At 67.0% G+C, this 18,293-nt stretch carries 19 protein-coding genes and 1 pseudogene; 9 read left to right on the top strand and 11 right to left on the bottom strand.

What is annotated here, in order from left to right; genetic code table 11:
• Positions 1-22 precede the first annotated feature (22 nt).
• The 4 genes and pseudogenes from ACIQ3R_RS02070 to ACIQ3R_RS02055 all read right to left on the bottom strand — a co-directional run bounded on the left by ACIQ3R_RS02070 (position 23) and on the right by ACIQ3R_RS02055 (position 5,913).
• Positions 23-2,962, bottom strand: coding sequence for a 2-oxoglutarate dehydrogenase E1 component (locus ACIQ3R_RS02070; RefSeq protein ID WP_397414529.1), 2,940 nt, complete (start codon positions 2,960-2,962; stop codon positions 23-25).
• A 90-nt stretch (positions 2,963-3,052) separates the two neighbouring features.
• Complete coding sequence (sucD, locus tag ACIQ3R_RS02065) at positions 3,053-3,931, bottom strand: succinate--CoA ligase subunit alpha (RefSeq protein ID WP_397414526.1); 879 nt, start codon at positions 3,929-3,931, stop codon at positions 3,053-3,055.
• A gap of 2 nt (positions 3,932-3,933) precedes the next feature.
• Positions 3,934-5,139, bottom strand: a pseudogene (gene sucC, locus ACIQ3R_RS02060) (ADP-forming succinate--CoA ligase subunit beta); the annotation flags it as partial.
• 225 nt (positions 5,140-5,364) lie between these two features.
• Positions 5,365-5,913, bottom strand: a complete 549-nt coding sequence (locus ACIQ3R_RS02055; RefSeq protein ID WP_397414523.1) for a DUF2306 domain-containing protein — start codon at positions 5,911-5,913, stop codon at positions 5,365-5,367.
• Positions 5,914-6,077: 164 nt separating this feature from the next.
• On the opposite strand from ACIQ3R_RS02055, the gene ACIQ3R_RS02050 reads away from it, so the two are divergent.
• From ACIQ3R_RS02050 to ACIQ3R_RS02040, 3 genes are all read left to right on the top strand, one after another.
• Positions 6,078-6,830: a LytTR family DNA-binding domain-containing protein gene (locus ACIQ3R_RS02050; RefSeq protein ID WP_397414521.1), complete on the top strand. Its 753-nt coding sequence runs from the start codon at positions 6,078-6,080 to the stop codon at positions 6,828-6,830.
• A gap of 96 nt (positions 6,831-6,926) precedes the next feature.
• Positions 6,927-7,151 (top strand): type II toxin-antitoxin system VapB family antitoxin, encoded by a 225-nt coding sequence (gene vapB, locus ACIQ3R_RS02045; protein WP_397414518.1) that lies wholly within the window; start codon positions 6,927-6,929, stop codon positions 7,149-7,151.
• Positions 7,151-7,552 (top strand): type II toxin-antitoxin system VapC family toxin, encoded by a 402-nt coding sequence (locus ACIQ3R_RS02040; RefSeq protein WP_397414516.1) that lies wholly within the window; start codon positions 7,151-7,153, stop codon positions 7,550-7,552. Before vapB ends, ACIQ3R_RS02040 begins: the two co-directional genes overlap by 1 nt.
• Before the next feature lie 129 nt (positions 7,553-7,681).
• On the opposite strand, the gene ACIQ3R_RS02035 is transcribed toward ACIQ3R_RS02040, so the two are convergent.
• The 3 genes from ACIQ3R_RS02035 to ACIQ3R_RS02025 all read right to left on the bottom strand — a co-directional run bounded on the left by ACIQ3R_RS02035 (position 7,682) and on the right by ACIQ3R_RS02025 (position 10,430).
• Positions 7,682-8,560, bottom strand: coding sequence for a 3-hydroxybutyryl-CoA dehydrogenase (locus tag ACIQ3R_RS02035; protein ID WP_397414514.1), 879 nt, complete (start codon positions 8,558-8,560; stop codon positions 7,682-7,684).
• Positions 8,561-8,739: 179 nt separating this feature from the next.
• Entirely contained in the window at positions 8,740-9,684 is a 945-nt protein-coding gene (locus tag ACIQ3R_RS02030) for an electron transfer flavoprotein subunit alpha/FixB family protein (RefSeq protein WP_397414512.1), read from the bottom strand.
• A complete protein-coding gene (locus ACIQ3R_RS02025; protein WP_397414510.1) occupies positions 9,684-10,430 on the bottom strand; it encodes an electron transfer flavoprotein subunit beta/FixA family protein in 747 nt (248 codons plus the stop codon). The genes ACIQ3R_RS02030 and ACIQ3R_RS02025 overlap by 1 nt, the downstream gene beginning before the upstream one ends.
• A gap of 224 nt (positions 10,431-10,654) precedes the next feature.
• On the opposite strand from ACIQ3R_RS02025, the gene ACIQ3R_RS02020 reads away from it, so the two are divergent.
• Positions 10,655-10,918 carry a hypothetical protein gene (locus ACIQ3R_RS02020; RefSeq protein WP_397414508.1) on the top strand — a complete coding sequence of 88 codons (264 nt, stop codon included), beginning with the start codon at positions 10,655-10,657 and terminating at the stop codon, positions 10,916-10,918.
• Position 10,919: 1 nt separating this feature from the next.
• Here ACIQ3R_RS02020 and ACIQ3R_RS02015 read toward each other — a convergent pair whose 3' ends face one another.
• Together ACIQ3R_RS02015 and ACIQ3R_RS02010 are read right to left on the bottom strand one after the other, a co-directional pair.
• Entirely contained in the window at positions 10,920-11,495 is a 576-nt protein-coding gene (locus ACIQ3R_RS02015) for a cob(I)yrinic acid a,c-diamide adenosyltransferase (RefSeq protein ID WP_397414565.1), read from the bottom strand.
• 5 nt (positions 11,496-11,500) lie between these two features.
• A complete protein-coding gene (locus tag ACIQ3R_RS02010) occupies positions 11,501-11,701 on the bottom strand; it encodes a twin transmembrane helix small protein (RefSeq protein WP_397414506.1) in 201 nt (66 codons plus the stop codon).
• Positions 11,702-11,989: 288 nt separating this feature from the next.
• Between ACIQ3R_RS02010 and ACIQ3R_RS02005 the strand changes: the two genes are divergently transcribed.
• Positions 11,990-12,640 carry a TetR/AcrR family transcriptional regulator gene (locus tag ACIQ3R_RS02005; protein WP_397414504.1) on the top strand — a complete coding sequence of 217 codons (651 nt, stop codon included), beginning with the start codon at positions 11,990-11,992 and terminating at the stop codon, positions 12,638-12,640.
• 11 nt (positions 12,641-12,651) lie between these two features.
• Positions 12,652-13,284 (top strand): TetR/AcrR family transcriptional regulator, encoded by a 633-nt coding sequence (locus tag ACIQ3R_RS02000; RefSeq protein ID WP_397414502.1) that lies wholly within the window; start codon positions 12,652-12,654, stop codon positions 13,282-13,284.
• On the opposite strand, the gene ACIQ3R_RS01995 is transcribed toward ACIQ3R_RS02000, so the two are convergent.
• Both ACIQ3R_RS01995 and ACIQ3R_RS01990 read right to left on the bottom strand, forming a co-directional pair.
• On the bottom strand, positions 13,242-14,399 hold the full coding sequence (locus tag ACIQ3R_RS01995; RefSeq protein ID WP_397414500.1) for a DNA cytosine methyltransferase: 1,158 nt from the start codon (positions 14,397-14,399) through the stop codon (positions 13,242-13,244). The two genes, ACIQ3R_RS02000 and ACIQ3R_RS01995, sit on opposite strands and share 43 nt — an antisense overlap.
• Positions 14,400-14,580: 181 nt before the next feature.
• Positions 14,581-15,060 (bottom strand): hypothetical protein, encoded by a 480-nt coding sequence (locus ACIQ3R_RS01990; RefSeq protein ID WP_397414498.1) that lies wholly within the window; start codon positions 15,058-15,060, stop codon positions 14,581-14,583.
• Positions 15,061-15,288: 228 nt separating this feature from the next.
• Here ACIQ3R_RS01990 and ACIQ3R_RS01985 point away from each other — a divergent pair, with 228 nt between their 5' ends.
• The 3 genes from ACIQ3R_RS01985 to ACIQ3R_RS01975 all read left to right on the top strand — a co-directional run.
• Positions 15,289-17,028: an amidohydrolase family protein gene (locus tag ACIQ3R_RS01985; protein WP_397414496.1), complete on the top strand. Its 1,740-nt coding sequence runs from the start codon at positions 15,289-15,291 to the stop codon at positions 17,026-17,028.
• 5 nt (positions 17,029-17,033) lie between these two features.
• Positions 17,034-18,059: a TauD/TfdA family dioxygenase gene (locus tag ACIQ3R_RS01980; protein ID WP_397414494.1), complete on the top strand. Its 1,026-nt coding sequence runs from the start codon at positions 17,034-17,036 to the stop codon at positions 18,057-18,059.
• Positions 18,056-18,293 (top strand): enoyl-CoA hydratase/isomerase family protein (locus ACIQ3R_RS01975; RefSeq protein ID WP_397414492.1); only part of this gene is annotated, 238 nt, incomplete at its 3' end. The genes ACIQ3R_RS01980 and ACIQ3R_RS01975, both read left to right, overlap by 4 nt.

Below are 18,293 nucleotides of genomic sequence, written 5' to 3'. Positions count from 1 at the left end.
CAAACAGAGTTGAGGATGGCGTCTAGGCGAACGCCTCGGTGAGGAAGGCGTCCAGTTCCTTCTGATGCCGGCTCATCAGGCCGGCGGCGGTCGAGGCCGAGGCCGGGCGGCCGACATACCGGGCCCGCTTGGCCTTGAGGTTCATCCGCTCCAGCGTCAGCTCCAGCCAGGCGTCGACGAACTGCCAGCCGCCCATGTTCTTGGGCTCTTCCTGGCACCAGACGACCTCGGCGGTCTTGAAGCGCTTGAGCTCGCTGGTCAGCGACTTAAGGGGCCACGGATAGAACTGCTCGAGGCGCAGGATGTAGACGTCGTCGCGGCCCGACTTGGCGCGCTGTTCCACCAGGTCGAAATAGACCTTCCCCGAGCACACGATAACGCGCTTGATCTCCGCATCGGGCCTGAGCGTGACACCGCCGACATCGCAGCCGGCCTCGGCGCCGTCGATCATCACCCGGTGGAAGCCGGTGCCGGTCGCCATGTCGGACAGGTTCGAAACGGCCCGCTTGTGGCGCAGCAGCGACTTGGGCGTCATCACGATCAGCGGCTTGCGGAACTCGCGCAGAAGCTGGCGGCGAAGGACGTGGAAATAGTTGGCCGGGGTGGTCAGGTTGACCACCTGCATGTTGTCTTCCGCGCAGAGCTGCAGGAACCGTTCCAGGCGGGCCGAGGAGTGCTCCGGGCCCTGGCCTTCGTAGCCGTGCGGCAGCAGCATCACGAGGCCGCTCATCCGGAGCCACTTCCGCTCGCCCGAGCTGATGAACTGGTCGATCACCACCTGGGCGCCGTTCACGAAGTCGCCGAACTGGGCCTCCCAAAGGGTCAGGGTGTCCGGATCGGTCAGCGAGAAGCCGTACTCGAAGCCCAGGACCGCCTCTTCCGAGAGCGCGGAATCCAGCACCTCGAAATGGGCCTGCTTCGGACCGAGGTTGCGGAGCGGGAACCAGACCTCCTCGGTCTTCTGATCGATGATCCCGGAGTGACGCTGACTGAAAGTGCCGCGCACGCTGTCCTGGCCCGACAGGCGCACCGGGTAGCCCTGATCCAGCAGGGTGGCGAAGGCCAAGTGCTCGGCGGTGGCCCAGTCGATGCCCGCGCCCGAGGTGATCGCCTCGCGACGGCCGGCGACGACCCGTTCGACCGTCTTGTGGGGAGAGAGGTGCGCGGGCAGTTCGGTGATCTTCCGGCCAAGGTCCAGGAGCTTGGACTTGGAGACGCCGGTCGCGTGGCGCTCTTCGCCGGCGGCGAGCTTCATGCTCGACCACTTGCCGTCCAGCCAGTCGGCCTTGTTGGCCTTGTATTGCCGGCCGGCCTCGAACTCGGCGTCGAGGAAGGCGTCGAACTCGGCCACCCAGCCATCGACATCGGCCTGGGCGCACACGCCTTCGCCCACCAGCCGCGACGCGTAGAGATCACGCACCGAGGGGTGGCCCTTGATCTTGGCGTACATCAGGGGCTGGGTCATCGTCGGGTCGTCGCCCTCGTTGTGACCGAACCGGCGATAGCAGAACATGTCGACCACCACGTCCTTGCCGAACAGCTGGCGGTACTCGGTGGCCACCTTGGCGGCGAAGGTGACGGCCTCGGGGTCGTCGCCGTTCACGTGGAAAATCGGCGTCTCGACCATCAGCGCCACGTCGGTGGGATAGGGCGAAGAGCGGCTGTTCTTGGGGCTGGTGGTGAAACCGATCTGGTTGTTGACCACGAAGTGCATGGTGCCGCCAACGCCGTAGCCGCGCAGGCCCGAGAGCGCGAAGCACTCGGCCACCACGCCCTGGCCGGCGAAGGCCGCATCGCCGTGCAGCAGGAGCGGCAGCACGTGGCCGCGGCCCGCATCGGGCTGTTCGCGCAGGGTGAAGGCCTGCTTGGCGCGCACCTTGCCGATCACCACCGGATTGACGATCTCCAGATGGCTCGGGTTGGCGGTGAGCGAAAGGTGGACCTCGTTGCCGTCGAACTCGCGGTCCGACGAGGCGCCCAGGTGATACTTCACGTCGCCGGAGCCCTGGACGTCGGAAGGCGTGGCCGAGCCGCCCTGAAACTCGTGGAAGATGATGTGATAGGGCTTGCCCATCACCGCGGCGAGAACATTGAGGCGCCCCCGGTGGGGCATCCCGACGACGATGTCCTTCACGCCCATGGCGCCGCCGCGCTTGATGATCTGCTCCAGCGCGGGGACCATCGACTCGCCGCCGTCGAGGCCGAAGCGCTTGGTGCCGGGGAAGCGGCGGTGCAGGAAGGCCTCGAAGCCCTGGGCCTCGATCAGCTTCTTGAGGATCGCGACCTTGCCCTCGCGGGTGAAGACGATCTCCTTGTCGCGGCCTTCGATCCGCTCCTGCAGCCAGGCCTTCTCCTTGGGATCGGAGACATGCATGTACTGCACGCCGACATTGCCGCAGTAGGTGCGCCGAAGGATCGCCAGGATCTCGCGGACCGTGGCGGTTTCCAGGCCCAGAACGTGATCGAGGAAGATCGGGCGGTCGAAGTCGGCCTCGGAGAAGCCGTAGCTGGCCGGATCGAGTTCCGAGGCGTCGCCCGGCGTGGCGGCGATGCCCAGCGGATCCAGATTGGCCTTCAGATGGCCGCGCATCCGGTAGGCCCGGATCATCATGATGGCGCGCAGCGAATCCAGCGTGGCGGCGCGGATCTCGTCGACCGAGGCTTGTGGCCTGCGGGACTCCACCACCTTGCCGACCTTGGCTTCGACCGCGGGCCAGAGCCCGTCGATGGCGCTCATCCAGTCGGGTCGGGCCTGGGGCGCGGCGACCTTGGTCCAGGCCGGCCGGGCGGGTGCGCCGGGGCCGTCGGCGAGCGATGTGAAGAACGCCGCCCAGGACGGTTCGACGGCCGATGGATCGGCCGCCCAGCGCGCGTAGAGGTCTTCCACGAAGGCCGCATTGGCCCCGTACAGGAACGAGGTCTCGGCCAGGATCTCGTTGATCAGGCCCGCGTCGTCCGCCATGTCCTTCGCCTTCCGACGGGGCTGAAAGCCCACGGTCCGAAAAAGGATCCAGGCGTGGGCCGCCCCAAGAGCTGGTTGTGGGCGCGCGAACTACGCGCCCTTCAGAACCTCGACCAGCGTCGTCCCGAGGGCCGCCGGCGACGGCGAGACGCGGATGCCCGCGGCCTCCATCGCGGCGATCTTGTCCTCGGCGCCGCCCTTGCCGCCCGAGATGATCGCGCCCGCGTGACCCATGCGCCGCCCGGGCGGCGCGGTGCGTCCCGCGATGAACCCCACCATGGGCTTCTTGATCGATGAAGCCTTGATGAACTCCGCCGCATCTTCTTCGGCCGAACCGCCGATTTCGCCGATCATGATGATCGACTCGGTTTCCGGATCCTTCAGGAACATGTCGAGCACGTCGATGAACTCGGTGCCCTTCACGGGATCGCCGCCGATGCCGACGGCGGTCGTCTGGCCAAGGCCCGCCTGAGTGGTCTGGAACACGGCCTCGTAGGTAAGGGTGCCGGAGCGCGAGACAACACCCACCGAGCCCTTCCTGAAGATGTTTCCCGGCATGATGCCGATCTTGCAGGCGCCCGGCGTGAGAACGCCCGGGCAATTGGGGCCGATCAGCCGGGTTTTTGAGCCGGACAGGGCGCGCTTCACCTGGATCATGTCGGCGACCGGGATGCCCTCGGTGATGCAGACCACCAGCGGCACCTCGGCGTCGATCGCCTCCAGGATCGAATCCGCGGCGAACGCCGGCGGCACATAGATCACGCTGGCGTCGGCGCCGGTCTCGCGGACCGCCTCGCCCACGGTGTTGAACACCGGCAGGCCCACATGAGTGGTCCCGCCTTTGCCGGGCGTGACGCCGCCGACCATCTTGGTGCCATAGGCGATGGCCTGTTCAGTATGAAACGTGCCCTGGGCGCCGGTCAGGCCCTGGCAGATCACGCGGGTGTCTTTACCGATGAGGATGGACATTCTTAAGCGGCGCCTCGCACGGCCTTGACGATCTTTTCGGCGCCATCGGAGAGGTCGTTGGCCGCGATGACGTCGAGCCCGCTCTCGTTGATGATCTGCTTGCCGAGCTCGGCGTTGGTGCCTTCCAGGCGCACCACCAGCGGCACCTTCAGACCCACCTGTTTGACAGCCGCGATCACGCCGTTGGCGAGGATGTCGCAGCGGGCGATGCCGCCGAAGATGTTGACCAGGATGCCCTTCACATTGGGATCAGCGATGATGATCTTGAAGGCGGCCGTGACCTTGGCCTCGTCGGCGCCGCCGCCGACATCGAGGAAGTTGGCCGGCTCGGCGCCATAGAGCTTGATGATGTCCATCGTCGCCATGGCCAGGCCGGCGCCGTTGACCATGCAGCCGATCTCGCCGTCGAGCGCGATGTAGGAGAGGTCGAACTTCGAGGCTTCGATCTCTTTCGGATCTTCCTCGGTCTCGTCACGCAGCGCGACGATGTCCTTGTGACGGAACAGGGCGTTCGAATCGAAGCTGACCTTGGCGTCGAGAACCCGCAGATGATCATCGCCCGTCACGATCAACGGGTTGATCTCCAGCATGCTCATGTCCTTGGCGACGAACGCCTCGTAGAGCTGGCCCAGCAGGGTCGCCGCTTCCTTGGCGAGGCCGCCGGTCAGGCCCAGCGCGCCAGCCAAGGTGCGCGCATGGTGAGGCCAGACGCCGGTGGCGGGATCGATGGAGAAGGTGACGATCTTCTCCGGCGTGGCGTGGGCCACCTCTTCGATGTCCATGCCGCCCTCGGTGGAGGCGACCACTGAGACGCGGCTGGTCTCACGATCGACCAGCAGCGAGAGGTAGAATTCCTTGGCGATGGCGGCGCCTTCCTCGATGTAGAGGCGGTTCACCTGCTTGCCCTTGGGACCCGTCTGGTGCGTGACGAGGACGCGGCCCAGCATCTCTTCCGCATTGGCCTTCACCTCGGCCACGGACTTGACGACCCGGACCCCGCCCTTGGCGTCGGGGCCGAGGCCCTCGAACCGGCCCTTGCCGCGTCCGCCGGCGTGGATCTGCGACTTCACGACGAAGACCGGACCACCCAGGGTCTCGGCGGCCTTCACAGCCTCGTCGACCGTGAATGCGGCATGGCCGCGCGGGACCGCCACGCCGAACTCCGCGAGGACGGCCTTGGCTTGATGTTCGTGGATATTCATGCGGCCTTCAGGGAGGGCATCGGGGGGGACTCGCCTTGGCGGCGGGTGAGGCGCGTTTTAGACGCGCCCCCTGGGGATGACAACCGCGCGGGCGGCCTTTCCTGACGCGGCGTGACCGCCAGAGCTCTTTTTGCTGAAGTGGACACCGGGTCAGCGCAGAAAGCGCGGCAAGTACAAAGAGTCGGGCCACGTTGTCCGGCTCGGATTTGTTCTATCCGAGCGGGCGTGGCTCTAGCCCAGAACCAGGGTCCACAGCGTCCGGCCGGGCATGGCGGCGAAGATCAGGTTGATGGCGAAGGCGCCGTAGAAGAGGCCCATCATGGTCTTGCGGTGCTGGGCGATCTGGCGACGCCTGGCCGCGATGACGCCGAGCGGCAGGATCAGCAGGGTCCAGCCGGTGAACAGGTGCAGCCAGGACCAGGCGCCGTGGTTGAGCTCAGTGATGAGCAAGGTGACGCCCGCGGTCGTAGCCACCAGGCCCACCCAGGTCCATCCGGCGATGCGATGGAAGACGCGGCCCTTGCGCGCCCACATCAGCACGGCGCCCAGCACGAGCGCCGCCAGGGCGGTGATCAGGTGGATCTTCACCGCCGGCGACAGGGCGTTGAACACGGCGAAGTCAGGGGCGTGGGGGCGGGCGGTCATCGCCACGGCGGCGATGTCCCGTCCGTAGGGCCCAATCGCCAGGGCGACGATCCCGATAGCGGCCGCCATGCTGAAGGCGAAGCGCGGTCCGAACCGTGAGCGGACGCGGGGCGGTGTTTGCGTGGTGGTCGACATCCTCTATCTCCGGTCTGGCGGCGGGCGGTTGAGCCCTGTCGTCGTGGTGATGGCCGGGGTCGGATGGTGAGGCGAGCGGGGATGCGCCGGACAACGGGGGGCCTTCGCGAACAACCGCCTGGCGCCGTTCGCGCATCGTGGATGGCGACGCTGTGAAGCGCTGGTTGAGCCTCGGACCCTACGAAGAAGCGTTCGGCTGGGCGCGCGGCCTGCTGGTCGCCATCGCGTTCGGCCTGTTCCTCACCTTCTCCGGCGCGTTTGGAACCTCGGAGGCTCCGCTCGGCGCACGGTTGGCCTACTGGATGACGCTGATGGTGCTGGGATCCATCGTCGGCCCGATGATCGCCCGGCTGTTCTTCGGTGGAGGACGCTCGCGCACCGGGCGCATCTGGCTGGACGCGCTGCTGGCCGCACTGGTGATGTCGCTGCCGTTCACGGCGGTGGTCTGGCTGGCTTCCAGCCTGGCCTTCAACATGCACGCACCCTTCCTGCAAGCCGCGCCGGTGCTGTTCGGGCCGGTGTTCATGATTGCGTCCGCGATCACAGCGGTGAACGTCCTGATCGAGACCCGCAAGGGCGCCGAGACCCACGCCGGCGCTGCCCCGCCCAAGTTCCTGGATCGCCTGCCGCTCAAGCTGCGCGGAGCCGAGATCTGGGCCGTCGAGGCGGAGGACCACTACCTGCGGCTCCACACCTCAAAGGGGCAGGACCTGATCCTGATGCGCCTGGCCGACGCGGTGACCGAGCTGGAGGGCATCGAGGGCGCCCGGGTCCATCGCTCCTGGTGGGTGGCCAGAGACGCCATCACCGACGCCCGGCGCGGCGATGGGCGCGCGACGCTGACGCTCAAGGACGGCGCCGAGGTTCCGGTGAGCCGGACCTATGCGGGGCTGCTGCGCGAGCGGGGGTGGATCTGAGTCCGACGATCGGCGGACTGTCAGAGCGAGCGCCTTGCTGACGTCTCGGCTTGGATATACAATGTGCATATCCAAAAATCGAACCTGGGATCGGACATGACGCGCACGACCCTCTTTCTTTCGAACAGGAGCCAGGCTGTCCGCCTGCCCAAGGATGTCGCGTTTCCCGAAGGCGTCCGGGCCGTGACGATCCTCAAGGAGGGGAAGCGTCGGGTGATCGTGCCCTCCGAGTCCGTCTGGGATGACTTCTTCGATGACGCCGGCGCCGCGGACTTTCCGAACCGGGAACAGCCCGAAGCCCAGGCCCGTGAACAGTTCTGATGCCGGGATACATGCTGGACACCAGTCTTTGCATCCGGGTTCTACGCGACCGGCCGCCGGCTCTGCGCGAACGGTTCAATCAGGCGGCGGAAGACCTCTGCACCTCCACCATCGTGCTGACGGAACTGCTGCATGGCGCGGCCAAGTCAGCGCGACCCGACCACAACCGCCGCGAGGTCGAACGACTGATCGCCAGACTGGACCTGCTTTCCTTTGACGAGGAAGCCGCCCGGCACGCGAGCGACATCCGCGCTCAGCTTGAGCGGCAGGGTCGACCGATCGGCGGCTATGACGTGCTGATCGCCGGTCACGCGCGCAGTCGGGGCCTCACGGTCGTGACCGGCAACCTCTCGGAGTTCGGGCGAGTCGAAGGCCTTCGGGCGGAGGACTGGGAAGGCTGATCCGGGCTTCCATCGAGCTAAGGGCGCCCGCTCCAGCGGATCGACCGGGTTCCTCAGGTCTGGCGTGGCGTCATCCAGGCGCCGATCATGGCGCAGGATCGGATCTCATGTCTTGACCGCAATTGCGGCTCAGCGCGTCGGCACCGGCTTGTCGCCGCGATAGTCGTAGAAGCCGCGACCGGATTTGCGGCCGAGCCAGCCCGCCTCGACATACTTCACGAGCAGCGGACAGGGCCGGTACTTGGAGTCGGCCAGGCCGTCGTGCAGCACGTTCATGATCGACAGCACGGTGTCGAGGCCGATGAAGTCGCCCAGCTCCAGCGGACCCATCGGATGGTTGGCGCCGAGGCGCAGGGCGGTGTCGATGGCGTCGACCGTGCCGACGCCTTCATAGAGCGTGTAGATCGCCTCATTGATCATCGGAACCAGCACGCGGTTGACGATGAAGGCCGGGAAATCCTCGGCGTTGGAGGTGGTCTTGCCCAGCGACTGGGCGAAGTTCACGGCGATCTCGTAGGTGTCGGCGTCGGTGGCGATGCCGCGGATGATCTCCACCAGCTTCATTACCGGCGCGGGGTTCATGAAGTGGAGGCCGATGAACTTGCCGGGCCGGTCGGTGGCCGAGGCCAGCCGGGTGATCGAGATCGACGAGGTGTTGGACGCGAGCAGGGTGTCGGCGCCCAGGTGCGGCCCCAGCGCCTTGAAGATGGTCTTCTTGGTCTCTTCGTTCTCGGTGGCGGCCTCGATCGCCAGATCCGTGCCGCCGATGGCCTGCAGCTCGGGGGCGGCCTTGATCCGCGCGAAGGCCGCCTCCATCGCCGCCGGCTCGATCAGGCCGCGCGCCACCTGGCGGGTCATGTTCTTCTCGATCTGCCCGATACCCTGGCTCAGCCGCTCGGCGCTGACGTCGTGCAGCAGCACTTCATAGCCGCCGAGCGCGCAGACGTGGGCGATGCCCGACCCCATCTGACCGGCGCCGATAACGCCCACCGTACGGATATCAACCATGGATCCCGATCCTCAGGCGGCGCATCGCCGCTTTCTCTCGTTTTTCGCGGCAGCGTTCTAACATGTTGATGGCGCACTGCGGCAAGAGGTTTGCTGCGGCGCAAAAGGCCGGTCGGCAAAGAAAAGGGGCGGCGCATGGCGCGCCGCCCCTCGGTTTCGTCCGACAGATACCGTCGCGGCTATTTGCCTGCGGCGGCCAGGGCGCTCATCAGTTCGGGCACGGCGGCCTTGTAGTCGGCCACCAGGCCGAAGTCGGCGACCTGGAAGATCGGCGCGTCGCCATCCTTGTTGATGGCTACGATGATCTTGGAGTCCTTCATGCCGGCCAGGTGCTGGATGGCGCCCGAGATGCCGATGGCCACGTAGAGCTCCGGCGCAACGACCTTGCCGGTCTGACCGACCTGATAGTCGTTGGGGGCGTAGCCCGCGTCGACCGCGGCGCGCGAAGCGCCGACGGCGGCGCCCAGCTTGTCGGCCAGTGGCTCGATGACCTTCTGGAACTCCTCGGCCGAGCCCATGGCGCGACCACCGGAGACCACGATCTTGGCGGCGCCCAGTTCCGGACGGGCCGACTTGACGATCTTCTGGTCGACGAAGCGGGTCTTGGCCGGCGCGGCAGGCGCAGCGACGGATTCGACAGCGGCGGAACCGCCCTCGGCGGCGGCCTTGAACGCCGTCGGACGCACGGTCAGCACCTTCTTGGCGTCGCCCGACTTCACCGTTTCCATGGCGTTGCCGGCGTAGATCGGGTGGGTGAAGGTGTCGGCGGCGACCACATCGGTCACATCCGAGATCTGGGCCACGTCCAGCTTGGCCGCGACGCGGGGGCTGAAGTTCTTGCCCTGGCTCGTGGCGGGCGTGAGGATCGCGTCATAACCGCCGGCGAGGCCGACGATGAGATCGGCGACCGACTCAGCCAGACCCTGGCCCAGCTCGGCGCTCTCGGCGGTCAGCACCTTGCGCACGCCGGCGATCTTGGCGGCCGCCGCGCCCACGGCGGCCGTGTTGGTTCCAGCCACCAGGATGTCGACGTCGCCGCCGATCGCCTGGGCGGCGGTGACCACCTTGTGGGTGTTGTCCTTCAGCGAGGCGTTGTCGTGATCGGCGATGACGAGAACGGCCATTAGAGCACCCCGGCTGTCTTGAGGTTGGTGACGATGTCGGCGGCGGTCTCGACCTTGATGCCGGCTTCGCGCTTGGCCGGCTCGGCGACCTTGACGACGGTCAGGCGCGGCGAAGTGTCCGCGCCGAGCGCGGCCAGCTCCTTCACGTCGAGGGGCTTCTTCTTGGCCTTCATGATGTTGGGCAGCGAGGCGTAGCGCGGCTCGTTGAGACGCAGATCCGCGGTGATGACCGCCGGCAGATCCACTTCCAGGGTCTGCAGGCCGCCGTCCACCTCGCGGGTGATCTTGGCCTTGCCGCCGTCGATCGTGACTTCCGAAGCGAACGTCGCCTGGGGCCAGTCGAGCAGCGCCGAGAGCATCTGGCCGACGGCGTTGTTGTCGCCGTCGATGGCCTGCTTGCCCATCAGGACCAGCTGCGGGGCTTCCTCGGCGATCAGCGCCTTCAACACCTTGGCCACCGCCAGCGGCTCGAGGTCGAGGTCGGTCTGGATCAGGATCGCGCGGTCGGCGCCCATGGCCAGGGCGGTGCGCAGGGTCTCCTGCGCCTGGGTCGGACCTACGCTGACGGCGACCACTTCCGTGGCGGCGCCTTTTTCCTTCAGCCGCACCGCCTCTTCGACGGCGATCTCGCAGAAGGGGTTCATCGACATCTTCACATTGGCGAGGTCGACACCCGTCTGATCGGCCTTCACGCGGGCCTTGACGTTGTAGTCGATCACCCGCTTGACCGGGACCAACACCTTCATGGGTTGCTAGCGCCTCAAATTGTTTCGGAAACAGTGAGCGGGAGGGGCAATAACGCGTCCGCCGCGCATTGCAAGCGCGAGCGCCGCGATTTAGCCGCGCGAGCCGGCTCTTGGAGCACGTCCCGCTCCTTTGATGTCGGGGCCGCCTCCATCCGGTCATGATGCTCCATCGTGACCCGGACGGCCTCTAGTCAGGCCGGCCCTTGATTCCGTATGAGGCGTCCATGAACCCCGATATCGAACGCCTGAAGCTTATCTTCATAGGTCTTTTCGTGGCCGGCGCCATTGGCGTGGGCGCCTGGCAGATCGGCTGGGAAGGCCCACGCAGGGCCTGCGAAGGCCAGGGCAAGTGGTGGGATTATTCTCAGCGGGTCTGCGCCCAGCCGGTGCTGATCTCAGACATCACAGGCCGCACCATCCAGGACAAACAGGCTGAAGCCGAAGCCCAGGCGGCGATCGGCCGCCAGCCCGCGCCAACGGCGAAATAGCTCAGCGCGTCGCGCCGCTGCGCCAGAACACCTCGCTCCGGCCTTGATCGTTGGCATGACGGGCGGCGACGAACAGGAAGTCGGACAGCCGGTTGATGTAGCGGAGCGCCGCCGGATTCACCGCGCCGCCGTCCTCGATCAGTCGCACCACGGCCCGCTCCGCCCGACGGCAGACCGTGCGGGCCAGATGCAACGCCGCCGCTGATGGCGTTCCTCCGGGCAGGATGAACGACTGCAGGGCCGGCAGGCCGGCGTTCAGCGCATCGATCTCGGCTTCAAGACGGTCGATCTGACTTGCGATGATGCGCAAGGCCGCGCCCGGGGCCTCGTCCTCGGCGGGCGGCGTGGAAATGTCGGCGCCCAGGTCAAAGAGCTCGTTTTGAATCCGCGCCAGCATCGGATCGAGATCGGAACCGGCCGGCAGCGCGGCGCGGGCGAGGCCCAGGCAGGCGTTGGTCTCATCGACATCGCCGTTGGCGGCGATCCGCGCGCCAGCCTTGCTCACCGCTTCGCCGGTCGCCAGCCGCGTGGTCCCGGCGTCGCCGGTCCGCGTGTAGATGCGGTTGAGCGTGACCATCCGCGTCAGCCGGCCTGGCCGCGCCACCAGACGACGGCCACCAGCACGGCGACGGCGACAGCCTGGGTGACAACGCGCAGACGCATCAGTTTGTTGGACCAGGAGCGGCCGAAATCGCCGCCGCGGAAGAGCGCGTAGATGCCGAGCGCCAGCACCATGGCGACGGCGCCCAGGGCGACGAGGATCACTGTGTCGAGAATGTCCATGCCGCCAGTCTACGAAGCCAATTGATCCAGCGCCACGGTCAAACCGGAGCTAGGGTTGGTCGAGCGCGTTCAGCGAAGTCGCCCGACGGTCGCCAAACTGTCGTACTCGCTTGTCGTCGCGATGATGGCGCGCGCCCAGATCGCCCGACAAGCCGGACAGTGCGCCGCCGACACAAAATCGATCGCCGGCTGATTGAGCGCGTTCATCAACAATGCTAGCCAACCTTCTGCGAACCGTTCGCGGTTTTGTTTCCCAGCGCCACGCGCGTGGCGGCAGTATCGAGCGTCATGAACCAGATCTCTCCCGTGCCCGGAGCGGCGAGTTCCCCTAGCCGCGCCCCGACCCGTCGTACGCTGGCGAAGCAGCAGACACGCCTCAAGGTTCTGGCGGCAGGCCGGCGCCTGTTCAGCGAGGAAGGCTATGAGGGCGCCACCATTCGCGACATCGCCACCGCCGCGGGGATGTCCACGGGGGCGGTGTTCGCCAACTTCGCCGACAAGGCGGATCTCTTTCGTGAGATCATGACTGAAGACATGACCGAGCTCGTGGCCGCAATGCGCGACGCCGCGCCGGGCGGGCGGGATGTCGAGGATGCGGTGCTCCGCGCGTACATGACCGGTTACGAATTCTATCAGCCGCGACTGCAGCTCGCCCGGGCGGCGCTCAGTGTGTCCTGGGACCGCGAAGGGGGCCAGGCTCTGCGGAGCGCCGCGGGCGTTGTGTCGTTTCCTTCGGTCTTCGAGGAAATTCTTACGGCCGCAGCAGGCCGCGGCGAGCTGGTCCAGAACATGGAGACAGGGCTCCTCGCCCGGATGTTCTATGAAATCTACCTGTCGAACTTTCGCCAGGCGATCTTCGAGGGCTGGTCCCTGGAGGCGCTGCAGGCGCGCTCCCGGAGCCAGATCCGCATCCTGCTGGCCAGCGCGCGCAGCGTTTAGGCGGAGACGCGATGGCCGCCCTCGTTGACGCACCCCCAGCCGCGACCCGCCAGTCGCAGAAGGCGGCGACGCGTCAGCGCGTGATCGAGGCCGCCCGAACGCTGTTCGAATCGCAGGGCTTCGAAGGCACCACCATCCGCGATATCGCCAGCCGCGCCGGAGTGGTGGTCGGCAGCGTGTTCACCACCTTCGGCTCCAAGGGCGAGATCCTGTCCGAAGTGATGGCGATGCGTCTGGACGATCTCTACGCCGAATTGAACCGCGTGGCGCCCCACCTGCGCGGCAATGTCGCCGACCAGTTCCGGACGATGTTCGCGGTCCATATCGAGTTTGAGTATCGCAACGCCCGCCTGTTCCTGGCGCACATCGCCGCCGCCTATGACTGGACGCTGGCAGCATCCGCCCGGCCATTCGGACGCGCGCCGAAACTGCAGCAGATGGTGCGCGACCGGCTCCAGCGCGGCATAGAGGCCGGCCAGGTGCGGCCCGACGTCGACACGCAGGAAGTCGCCGATCTGCTGATGGCGGCCTATGCCTGGGTGTTCCGGCTGGTGATCACGCGGGACGCCGACGTCTCGCAGCTGATCGCCGCGATGGACCGTCAGATCACGCTGATCTTCGAGGGCGTCGCCCCCCGGGCCTGATCGGTCCGCGCCGCTTCGGCCAGCGGCTCCAGCAGTTCCGCCGCCAGCCAGCGGACGACCGGCGCGACCACGCCGTCGCCGACCACATGCAGCGCCGCCGTAACCGCCACGGGCAGGCGATAGTCGTCGGGCAGGCCCATCAGTCGGGCGGCTTCCCGTGGCGCGATCAGGCGTGAGCGCAGGCGGCCGTCAGGCTCGACCACCAGCAGCGACTGGCGCGACGAGCCGCCGCGGGGCGTGCGCAGACACCCCGCCAGACCGTCGAAGCGGGCCTCGGCGCGCTGGACCGAGCGACCGGCCTCGCGCCGTGTCCGCCGGAACACGGCCCCGATGGCGCGGCTCTCGCCCGGCGCGAGACGGGCCCGATGGCGGGGCGCCATCAAGGCGGTGAGTTGCTCTGTGGCCCCGGTAGATCGCCAGACCGCCTCGCCATCCGGGAGCAGGAGGTCTTCAAGGCGGGTGTTGCGTCCGGGCGGCGGCGGCAGTCGCCACCACGCCCAGGCCGCCGCCGTCGCCGGGTCCAGCCGCGCCTGCGCCGCGCGGATCCCACGGGTATGGAATGGGCTGTCCCCACAGAGTTCGGCGGGCGCGCTTCGTGCGGCGATGACGAAGATGCGAGGCCTGGACTGCGGCGTGAAGGCCGAGGCGTCGATCTCCAGCGCCCCGAACCGATAGCCGCGCGCCGCCAGGGCGGCGCCAAGGGCCGTGAAGTCCGCGCCGCCCCTCGAGGTGAGGAGGCCGGTTACGTTCTCGATCACCACAAGCCCCGGAGCTCGGCCCGCGTCGTCCAGGGCTTCCATCAAACGCCAGAACCCGAAGAAGGCCGAGGAGCGGCCGCCCCCCAGTCCGGCCCTGGCGCCCGCCAGGCTGAAGTCCTGACAAGGACTGGATGCCCAGGCCAGATCCGCCTGTCCCGGCAGATCCCCGGCCGAGAGCGTCCAGACGTCGGCTTCGCGCAGATGGTGTTCCGCGTCCGTGAAGTTCAGGCGGTAGGCGGCCGCTTTCACCGGATCAAAGTCGTTGGCGAACGCGCACCGCCATCGGACGCCCAGACCGATGCGCGCCATGCCGCCGCCGGCGAAGAATTCGTAGAAGGTGAAGGCTGGGCGACTCATCTTTGGACGAGATTACCCCGCACCGTCAGGATCGTAAGTCGCGCACGCGCCATCTTGGAATCCCGAGCGTAACATGCCGAAGCGGACACTAGCTCGTTGACGGAATTGCGCTCGATACCAAGATGCGGAGCTTCGTCCTGCCGACCTGATTGACCCAATCAGATCGGGCGCAGCTGTGTGTTCAGAAGCTGCCGAGACCCAGGTCCGCCAGGCTGCGGCCCACCATAACAACCGCCGCGCCGATCGAGTCGACTTCGCCCACATCCGCGAACAAGATCACATCATTTCCGAGCTGGACGGCTACAAAATTAGCCTCGTCGCCAGCGAGCAGACTGGAAGCTTCAGAGAACGCATTTGCGTAGTCTAGAGATTCGACGATTGCGAATTCTGCTGCCACTCCGCCAGAGAACAGGAATGTATTGGCCTGAAATTCAACAATACGCTCAAGACTATCGAGGTTGGCGAGTTGATTTACTGACGCGACGGACTCAGAAGCGGAAAATCCCGTCTCGATCTCGGATTCAGGTCGCGACACTTCAGTTGTCGCTTCGGGCTCGGATTTTGGAGCCAATGTTTCAGAAGCGTCTTGGGCGACCAATTCTTCAGCGTCTGCCAGGGTATTTGTTTCACTAATAATTGTTTCGTCCTCGAAAAGCCACATATTCTCGCTCCTGAGAATGTTGATTGAGACGATATGAGCGGAGAATGGGGCAGATGAATTAAAGCGCTCGTATTCCGTTTGGTTAAGTTTTTCTGTGGGGCTCCTGACATCTCAGGAATCTCAGAGCCGGCGAAACCCCGTCTCTAGGGCGCACTCTGCACTTGACCGACCGGGCGTCTCGGGCGGCATTCTGTTGACAACGAAAAGACCAACGGCAGGGAGCGCGCCATGGAACGGGCCTTCGACCTCGTGATCCGAGGAGGAACCGTGGTGGACGGTACGGGCGGCGCGACCTTTGGCGCCGACGTCGCTGTCAAGGACGGGCGGATCGCCCAGGTCGGTCGCGTGGCGGGCTCGGGCCTCGAGGAAATCGACGCGCGCGGCCGGATCGTAACCCCGGGCTTTGTCGACGTTCACACCCATTACGATGGTCAGGCCACCTGGGATTCCCGGTTGCAGCCCTCCTCCTGGCATGGCGTGACCACCGTGGTGATGGGCAATTGCGGCGTGGGCTTCGCGCCTTGCCGCCCGGCAGACCACGACCTCCTGATCCGGCTGATGGAAGGCGTCGAGGACATCCCCTTCCCGGTGCTGACCGAGGGTCTGCCTTGGACCTGGGAGAGCTATCCCGACTACCTCGACCATCTGGCCGGTCGCCGGTTCGACGTCGATGTCGGGGGTCAGCTTCCGCACGCGGCGTTACGCGTGTTCGTGATGGGCCAGCGGGGCGTGGACCGCGAACCGGCGACGGAGGCGGATATCGCGGCCATGGCGGCGATCGCCAAACGCGCCATGGAGGCCGGGGCGCTGGGTTTCGGCACCTCGCGCACGCTCAACCACCGATCCTCCGACGGTTCGCCGATCGCCACGCTGACCGCCGGCGAGGATGAACTGACCGGGATCGCCCTGGGCATGGCGGCCGCGGGCCGGGGCGTGTTGCAGGTGGTGTCGGACTTCACCGGCGGGGCGGAAGAGTTCGCGATGCTGCGGCGGATCGTCCAGGCCTCGGGCCGGCCGCTGTCGTTCAGCCTGGTGCAGAGCCCGCGCAGCCCCGGCGGCTATCGGGTGATGCTGGACTGGCTCTCGCAGGCCAATGCCGACGGCCTGCCGATCAAGGGGCAGGCGGCCACCCGCCCGGTCGGGGTGCTGTTCGGGCTGGAGCTGACCATGAACCCGTTCAGCCAGCACCCGGTCTATCGCGAGATTGCCGGTCGCCCGTTCGAAGAGCGGGTGGCGGCCCTGCGCGACCCAGCGTTCCGGGCGCGCCTGCTGGTGGAGCCGGACGCCGACGCGCGCGGCTTCGCCAACACCCAGCCGCGCAACTGGGATAAGATGTACCTGATGGGCGTCGAGCCCGACTATGAGCCCGGGGCGGATCAGACTGTCGCCGCCATCGCCGCGCGCGAGGGCCGTGAACCCGCCGCCGTGGCGCTGGACCACATGCTGAGCGATGGCGGACGCGGCATGCTCTACCTGCCGTTCCTGAACTACGCCGAAGGCAACCTCGACCATGTGGTGGACATGATGCGCCATCCGGGCGTGGTGCCCGGCCTGTCGGACGGCGGCGCCCATGTGGGGATGATCTGCGACGGCAGCTTCCCGACCACCAACATCGTCTACTGGACCCGCGACCGGTCGCGTGGCGAACAGCTTTCGCTCGAACGCATGGTCCAGGCCCAGTGCCGCGACACCGCCGAGCTGGTGGGGCTGAACGATCGCGGACTGATCGCCCCCGGCTACCGCGCCGATCTCAACGTCATCGACCACGCCGGCATGAAGCTTCATGCGCCCCAGGTCGCCTATGACCTGCCGGCCGGCGGGCGGCGGCTGATCCAGCGGGCCGACGGCTATGTCGCCACCATTGTCGCCGGCGAGATCACCTATCGTGACGGCCAGCCCACGGGCGCCCTGCCCGGCCGGCTGGTGCGCGGCGCGCAGCGCGCGCCGGTGGCGATGGCGGCGGAGTAGAACCCATGACGCTCGATGTGCTCGAGACCGGCTGCGAGTGGACCGCCGCCGACGTCGCCGACGCCGACGCCTGGACCGAGGTGCTGACCCGCGCCGAACAGGATGAGCTTGAGGCGGCCGTCGCCCACGCCTTTTCCGTGTCTGACGACCTGCTGCGCGTCCGCCGGGACGACTTCCCGCTCCCGGCGCTCGGGCCGCGCCTCAAGGCCATCGAACACGATCTGATGGAAGGGCGCGGCTTCGTGCGCCTGCGCGGCCTGCCCCGCGATCGCTGGACCAATGATCAGATGTGCATGGCCTATTGGGGCATCGGCATGCACCTCGGCCGACCCTGGCCGCAGAACGCCAAGGGGCACCTGCTGGGCGACGTCACCGATCACGGCAAAGACCCCAGCGACCCCACGATCCGTGGCAACGAGATCGGCGAGGCGGGCCTGCCGCTACACTGCGACGGCTCGGACCTCGTCGGTCTGATGTGCCTCAGGAACGGCATCTCAGGCGGGCTCTCGATCGTCTGCAACTCGGTCGCGCTGCACAACCGGCTGGTCCGCGAGCGGCCGGATCTGGCAGCCGAACTCTACAAGCCCCAGCCTTTCGATTTCCGCGGCGAGCAGCCGCCGGGCCGGCCGGGCTGGTATGAACTGCCGGTGTTCATGCGGGTCGGCGAGCGGCTCTTCGTGCGGCTGATCGCGCCCTACATCCTGGCCAGCCAGCGCCACCCGGACGCGCCCCGCCTGACCGACAAGGCCCGCGAAGCCATCCAGTGGATGCAGGACCATGCGCAGAGCGGCGAATACCAAGTGAAGATGGCGTTCCAGCCCGGCGACATCCAGTTCATCAACAACTACCACGTCCTGCATGGGCGCGAGCCCTACCGGGACGACCGCGCCGCCGGCCAGATCCGGCACCTGAAGCGCCTCTGGCTCGAGACCGAGGTTCTGAAAGAACGCCCTGGCCAGTTCGTAAACCGACTAAGCGAGTTCTGGTCGCGCGACCTCAAGATCAGCCGCATGGATGTGAGCCCCGCATGACCGATCTCGTCCTCCGCTCCGACCGCGCCGGCGCAGCGACCCTGACGCTCAATCGTCCGGACAAGCTGAACGCCCTGAACGTCGATCTTTTCCGCGAGCTCGACGCCCATGTGCGCCGGCTGGCCACCCAGACCGAAAGCGTGGGCCTGGTGATCGTGCGCGGAGCCGGGCGCTGTTTCTCGGCCGGTCACGACCTTTCCGACATTGCGGCGGGCGAGAAGCTGCCGGAGCCCT

The organism is Phenylobacterium sp. (assembly GCF_044371015.1).
Classification (GTDB): Bacteria; Pseudomonadota; Alphaproteobacteria; order Caulobacterales; family Caulobacteraceae; genus Phenylobacterium.
Note: the sequence above shows the minus strand (reverse complement) of the source record. Positions and strands in the feature narration are given on the sequence as shown.